6 protein-coding genes and 1 pseudogene are annotated in these 6,527 nt (G+C 66.0%); 3 read left to right on the top strand and 4 right to left on the bottom strand.

Features of this window, described 5'->3' with window-relative positions:
• The 3 genes and pseudogenes from Y705_RS0110235 to Y705_RS0110225 all read right to left on the bottom strand — a co-directional run.
• A pseudogene (locus tag Y705_RS0110235) lies at positions 1–259 on the bottom strand (protease HtpX); the annotation flags it as partial.
• 120 nt (positions 260–379) lie between these two features.
• Positions 380–1,660 (bottom strand): MFS transporter, encoded by a 1,281-nt coding sequence (locus Y705_RS0110230; protein WP_026532783.1) that lies wholly within the window; start codon positions 1,658–1,660, stop codon positions 380–382.
• Positions 1,661–1,722: 62 nt separating this feature from the next.
• The gene (locus Y705_RS0110225; RefSeq protein ID WP_026532782.1) at positions 1,723–2,427 is read right to left on the bottom strand and encodes an esterase/lipase family protein; all 705 of its coding nucleotides are present in this window, start codon (positions 2,425–2,427) and stop codon (positions 1,723–1,725) included.
• A gap of 90 nt (positions 2,428–2,517) precedes the next feature.
• Here Y705_RS0110225 and Y705_RS0110220 point away from each other — a divergent pair, with 90 nt between their 5' ends.
• Together Y705_RS0110220 and Y705_RS0110215 are read left to right on the top strand one after the other, a co-directional pair.
• On the top strand, positions 2,518–3,030 hold the full coding sequence (locus tag Y705_RS0110220; RefSeq protein WP_026532781.1) for a Fur family transcriptional regulator: 513 nt from the start codon (positions 2,518–2,520) through the stop codon (positions 3,028–3,030).
• A complete protein-coding gene (locus tag Y705_RS0110215; RefSeq protein ID WP_026532780.1) occupies positions 3,020–4,501 on the top strand; it encodes a catalase in 1,482 nt (493 codons plus the stop codon). The genes Y705_RS0110220 and Y705_RS0110215 overlap by 11 nt, the downstream gene beginning before the upstream one ends.
• Before the next feature lie 115 nt (positions 4,502–4,616).
• Here the strand turns inward: Y705_RS0110215 and Y705_RS0110210 are convergent, their stop codons facing one another.
• A complete protein-coding gene (locus Y705_RS0110210) occupies positions 4,617–5,276 on the bottom strand; it encodes a GNAT family N-acetyltransferase (RefSeq protein ID WP_026532779.1) in 660 nt (219 codons plus the stop codon).
• 162 nt (positions 5,277–5,438) lie between these two features.
• On the opposite strand from Y705_RS0110210, the gene Y705_RS0110205 reads away from it, so the two are divergent.
• Complete coding sequence (locus tag Y705_RS0110205; RefSeq protein WP_026532778.1) at positions 5,439–6,485, top strand: zinc-dependent alcohol dehydrogenase family protein; 1,047 nt, start codon at positions 5,439–5,441, stop codon at positions 6,483–6,485.
• Positions 6,486–6,527: the final 42 nt, after the last annotated feature.

Raw genomic sequence — 6,527 nt, 5'->3', positions numbered from 1 at the left:
GGGCGCTGAGCTCGCGCACGATGCGGTACATGGCGGGAGCCTGCTGCTCGCTGACCTCGACCGCCTTCATGCTGCGAATGGCGATCTTGTCACTGTTCCAGTAGCTGTAGGCAACGGACCCGACACCGATCAGGGCGAAGATCCAGAGGAAGGCCGAGCTGCCCGTGGCGCCGGCGATGACTGCTCCGAAGAGCAGGAAGATACCCATGAGGGCGCCGAACAACAACGCCGTCTTGGCACCGTTGAGATGATTGTGCACTGCAGCAACTCCTTCAAAGAACGGCCCCCGGTTCCAACCGGGGTGTACTGGTCCAACGTGGCCGCAAGGCTCGCTGTTCTCCAGATTCTACGGTCCCGGGCTTGGCGTCGGCTGGTAGCTTCAGGCTTCGGGCCGCCGCGAATCGTACTGCGCGAAGCGTGGCTGCCAGCGCGAGAGTGCCAGCACCACCACAATGCAGGCGAGGCCACCGACGACGGCGGTCCATCCCTCGCCGAGCCACGCCGCGTTTCCGCCGGCCACGATATCGCCCACCCGCGGGCCTCCCGCGACCACCACGATGAAGACCCCCTGGAGCCTGCCGCGCATCGCGTCGGGGGTTGCTGACTGCAGGATGGTGTTGCGGAAGACGCTGCTGATGGAGTCGGCGATCCCGGCAAGGACCAGGCACAGGGCGGCCGGAAGCACCCAGGTCGATAGCTCCCCCTCCGCCGCAGGAATACTGGAACCGGCCATCACCACCACCAGTCCGAAGGCACTGACCGAGGCACCCCACCCCACGATCGACCAGATGACCGCGAGCCCCTGCTTGTGAATACGCCCGAGCGGCCCGGAGAACAGGCCCGCAAGCACCGACCCGAACGCGGCCGAGGCGAACAGGATGCCGACCGTCAGCTCACCGCCACCGATCAGCACTGCCCCCACCGCGGGCAGCAGCACGCGCGGCTGCGCCAGGAACATGGCCGCAAGGTCCACGATGAAGGTCATGCGGATGTTCGGCCGCGTTCCGAGGAAGCGGAAGCCTTCGAGGACCGTCGTGAGGCCTGCCCGCCGGGTGGGTCCCTCCGGCGGCATGGGTGGCAGCCGGTACACCGCCCACAGCGCGAAGGTGAACGTGACGACGTCGACCGTGTACGTCCAGGCGTAGCCCACCTGCGCCACCAGTACGCCCGCAAGCAGCGGACCGACGGTGAAGGCGAGCCCGAAGGTGATCATGCTGAGTGCGTTGGCTGCCGGGAGGAGTTCGGGGCGGACGAGCCGCGGGATGATCGAGCTGCGGGTCGGCTGGTTGATGCCTGCGGCGCCCGAGTGCAGGGCGATGAGGCAGTACAGCAGCCAGACGTTGTCGAGGCCGAGCCAGGCCTGCGCGGCGATCCCCATCGAGGTCCCCCACAGGGCGATGCCGGATGCGAGCGCCACCTTCCGGCGGTCCTGTGCATCGGCGATCGCTCCGCCGTAGAGACCTGCCACCACGAGCGGCACGAGGGCGAAAAGGCTGAGCAGGCCGACGCTCAACGTGGATTCCGTCAGCGAATAGACCTGGAGACTGACGGCGATCAGGGTGAGCTGGGTCCCGATCGCCGAAAGCGCCGTGCCGATATAGAGCCGCCGAAAGGCAGGGCTCTCCCGGAGGGGCGTGATGTCAGCAAGGAGTCGGGGCACCGGGAAAGTGTATCCGCACTTTGGTTCGTGGCGGCAACGACTTTCCCAGGAGGTAGCGCCCCTCAGTTCCCCCGCTCACCTGCGGCAATCGCCTTGTCGATTTCCTTCAGCACCCGGGGATCGGCGATGGGCCGGAAATGTCCCATCGTCTCGAGTTGCACATTGCGGGCACCCTCTAGAAAGCTGCCGCCGGGGATGTGCGGATCGAATTTGCCGTAGATCGAGGTGATGCGGGTATTGCTTTCGATGTTCTCGCGCAGTAGCTGAAGGGTGCGGTTACCCGGGGCGAAGGCGCGGATGCTCGGAAGCACGAAGAAGTTCGCGTAGATGGAGCCGGAAAACGGCGTGTTCACCGTGACCATGCAGTTCACGCGGCCTGCCTGGTGCGGCATGGTCATGAGGAACTTCCCGATCAGCCCGCCCTTGCTGTGGGCCACGACCACCACGTTCTCGAGATTCTGCTGCTCGAGGTACCGCCCTACGAGGATCGCCATATCCTCGATCGTCCCGAGGTTGTAGCCGAGTTGCCGCACCACGTGGATGGGGTGGCCCGCGCTGTGCAGATGGTCCGCCACGGGACGCAGGAACTGCCAGCGCTCGTAGATGCCGGGAATCAGCAGGACGGGCAGTCTGTCTGCCTGCGCCTCTTCCGGGTCGGGATGCAGGTACCGGGCGGGGTCGGCCCGGAAGAGAAAGCCATGCACCTGCCAGAAGCCCACGTAGGCGTAGTCGAGTGCCCAGGCCCAGCCGCGCTTCACGAGGTTCACCCTTCCACCGTACCGACTTTCCCCTTGACCGGGACGGCTTTCCTGCGCGCCTTATTATGAATTATTCAGAATAAGTGGTTGACTCGGGTCATGACCGAAGCAGCGCGCCACTTTGATGCCCTTGAGGCTCAGTGGTCGAGCGCGCTGCATTCGCTGGGGAGGCGCGTCACCCGCCAGAGGCTGGCGGTCCTCGCCGCCGTCGAGCGCTCACCGCATGCAACAGCCGACGACGCCGCGGCCGCCGTGCGCGCCGAACTGCCGCACATCACCGTGCAGTCCGTCTATGTGGTGCTCGCGGACCTGACCGACGCGGGCCTGCTACGCCGCATCGAAACGCCGCACTCCCCCGCACGCTACGAGACACGCGTGAATGACAACCACCATCACGCCGTATGTACGGGGTGCGGGCGCATCGAGGACGTCGACTGCGCAGTGGGCCACGCGCCCTGCCTGACTCCCTCGTGGGCGCCGGACTCCAGGCGGATGACCATCCAGATCGCGGAAGTGATGTACCAGGGCCTGTGCGACGACTGCCGCGAGACCCCCGCGAACCCCACCGACCAAGTACCAGATTCACCACAGAAGGAGCAAAATGAACGCTAATTTCAGTACGACGCAGTCCGGGGCGCCGGTCATCGACGACGGCAATTCCTCGGCCGTCGGCCGTGACGGAGCCATCCCGCTGACCGACCATTACCTCATCGAGAAGCTGGCGCAGTTCAACCGTGAGCGGATCCCCGAGCGCGTGGTCCACGCCAAGGGCGGCGGCGCGTTCGGTGTGTTCGAAACCACCGAAGACGTCAGCATGTTCACCAAGGCGGCCCTCTTCCAGCAGGGCACCACCACGGAGACGCTGCTGCGCTTCTCCTCGGTGGCGGGCGAGCAGGGCTCCCCCGACACCTGGCGCGATCCCCGCGGCTTCGCGTTGAAGTTCTACACCGCCGAAGGCAACTACGACCTCGTGGGCAACAACACCCCGGTCTTCTTCATCCGCGACGGCATCAAGTTCCCCGACTTCATCCACTCGCAGAAGCGCCTTCCCGGCACCAACCTGCGCGACGCCGACATGCAGTGGGATTTCTGGACGCTCAGCCCTGAATCCGCCCACCAGGTCACCTGGCTCATGGGAGACCGCGGCCTGCCCAACTCCTGGCGCACCATGAACGGCTACGGATCCCATACCTACATGTGGATCAACGAGGCCGGCGAGAAGTTCTGGGTCAAGTACCACTTCAAGTCCAACCAGGGCCACGAAGTGCTGTCCGTCGACGAGGCCGAGGCGCTGGCAGGCTCGGACGCCGACCACCATATCCGCGACCTCGCCGAGAACATCGCCAAGGGCAACCACCCGAGCTGGGACCTCAAGGTCCAGATCATGCCCTACCACGACGCCAAGGACTACCGCTTCAATCCCTTCGACCTCACCAAGGTGTGGCCGCAGGCCGACTACCCGCTGATCCCGGTCGGCAAGCTCACCCTGAACCGGAACCCGGAGAACTACTTCTCGCAGATCGAACAGGCCACTTTCGCGCCGTCGAACTTCGTTCCGGGCATCGCGGCGAGCCCCGACCGCATGCTGCAGGCACGCATCTTCTCCTACGCCGATGCGCACCGCTACCGCGTGGGAACCAACCACGCGCAGCTTCCCGTGAACATGCCGAAGAACGAGGTCCGCAACTACTCGAAGGACGGCGCCGGCAGGTACCACTTCAACGCTGCGTCAACCCCTGTCTATGCTCCGAACTCGGTGGGCGGTCCCGCCGCTGATCCCGCGCAGTACGGCGCGCACGGCGGCTGGGAGAACGACGGCGACCTCGTCTATGCGGCACACTCGCTGCATGCCGAGGACGACGACTTCGGGCAGGCCGGAACGCTGTACCGCGAGGTCTTCGACGACGCAGAGCGCGCCCGTTTCCTCGAGACGATCACCGGGGCCGTGGGCGGGGTCGTCAGCGGCGACATCCGTGAACGGGCTATCGCCTACTGGACGAACGTCGATGAGACGCTCGGTGCCAAGCTCCGCGCGAACCTTGGCACCGCCTCCGTTTCGGAGTCCGAGGCCGCGCTGTACTGAGCCGCTGAACTGAAACACTGGGGCTGCGCTGCACCCGACCGCATCGCGGCATCAGTGAAGAAGCAGGGCCGGCCATCGGGCCGGCCCTGCTTCTCTTCATGTGCAACGGAAGGGATCAGACGTCGTGCAGCTCCGCGTCCGCGATGAGGAGCTCCACGCGGTGCCGCTGCCTGGTCGGAAGGAGTGCGAGGTATTGCGGGTGCTCGTTCAGGAACTCCCGGACCTGGGGGCAGTACGGCGCGACGGCGAGCCGGCGGCGGTGCGCGTTGAGGAGGACATGCTGGATCAGCAGCGGCTCCACCTCCGCCTGGTGGAACCGTGGATCCACCACGGCCTGGAGGAGAAGGACGTCTCCGCCGTGCATCTCGTACTTGACGTACCCCGCCATCCTGCCGTTCTGGAAAAGCTCGAAGCGGGAGAACAGCGGGTTGTCTCGGAAGGTTCCGCGCGAATCGGGCGGCACCACGCGTGTCTCGGCGATGCTCTCCCGGTGTTCGATCTCCTCGACGAGGGACTCGTACTGCTCCCTGGCTTCCATCGGCGGGTAATCGCGGTCGAGGAGTCGGTAGACCTGGTTGCAAATCACGCGCAGCTGACGGGTGGGAACCACGGTGAGGTTCACCGGGAAGCCCGTCTCATCGAGTTGCGGATTGATACTGGAGTGGCGGGCTGATGGTGAAGCGGCGGGCGGGCTCTGCTGCACTACTGGCGAGTGAAGACGGTCAAGTACTTGGGGAACATTTTCCATGGTCAACTCCACGGTGGTGGTTTCCATGGCCCTCTGCTAGGCCGGTCTCGAAAGCATAGTTCACCCGGATTGAAAGAGAAACCCAGTAGGCTGACTATTCTTCGCCGTCCCTGCACCTGAGGATTTCCTCGCTGGAATCTGGCCGCACGGCGCGGAGAGCAGGATTATCGGATCTACCCGGAGGAACCAGTGCGCGCAGTCCATTTCGAAGAGTTTTCCCAGCGGCCGGTGCTCCGCGATGTGGCGGACCCGGCGCCTACCCCCCGCGGCGTCGTCGTGCGCGTCGAGACGACGGGACTGTGCCGGAGCGATGTCCACGGCTGGCTGGGACACGACGCCGGTATCGCCCTCCCGCACGTACCCGGTCATGAGCTGGTCGGAATCATCGAGTCCGTGGGTGCGGCGGTGCGGCGCTTCTCGGCAGGACAGCGCGTCACCGTACCGTTCGTCTGCGCGTGCGGGCGGTGTCCCGAATGCCGCTCGGGCAACGGTCAGGTGTGCCGGAACCAGACCCAGCCCGGTTTCACCCACTGGGGTTCCTATGCCGAACTCGTAGCCCTCCACGATGCCGACGACAACCTCATCCCCGTCCCCGCGGAACTCGACAGCGGGGCAGCGGCCCTCCTCGGGTGCCGGTTCGCCACTGCCTACCGCGGCCTCGCCCATCAGGCGCGGGTGCAGCCGGGCGAATCCCTGCTGGTGATCGGCTGCGGAGGCGTGGGACTGAGCGCGGTGATGATCGGCGTCGCCCTGGGAGCCACCGTCACCGCCGTCGACATCGACGGTTCGACGCTCGAGCGGGCGCGCCGGCTCGGAGCCGCACGGACCATCGACTCGTCGGGGATGAGCCGGGAGGCACTCCTCGGCTCGATCGAGAGCTCGGTTCCGGAGGGGGTGAACGTGTCGGTCGACGCCCTCGGGCTCGCGGAGACGGCAACGATCGGCATCCTGTCCCTCCTGCCACGGGGCCGGCACGTCCAGATCGGCCTGTTCTCCTCCGATCCGGTAATTCCAATGTCTGCGGTGATCGCCCGGGAGCTGACGGTGCTGGGGAGCCACGGGATGCCGGCCCGGGACTACCCCGAACTCCTCGCACTGGTGGCCTCGGGGACCCTCCGCCCCGAAGCCCTCATCGAGCGCAGGATTACGTTGGACGAGGCTCCCGACGCACTTGTGGCGATGGCCTCGGGAAACCATCCGGCGGGCGTCACCGTGATCGACGTCGTGCCCCGCTGACGCCCCACCCCCGCTGATTAAGCACCTGTGGCGGCTTCCGGC

This window comes from Arthrobacter sp. H41 (assembly GCF_000520535.1).
In the GTDB taxonomy this organism is placed as follows: Bacteria; Actinomycetota; Actinomycetes; order Actinomycetales; family Micrococcaceae; genus Arthrobacter_D.
This window is presented reverse-complemented; position numbering and strand designations above follow the sequence as displayed.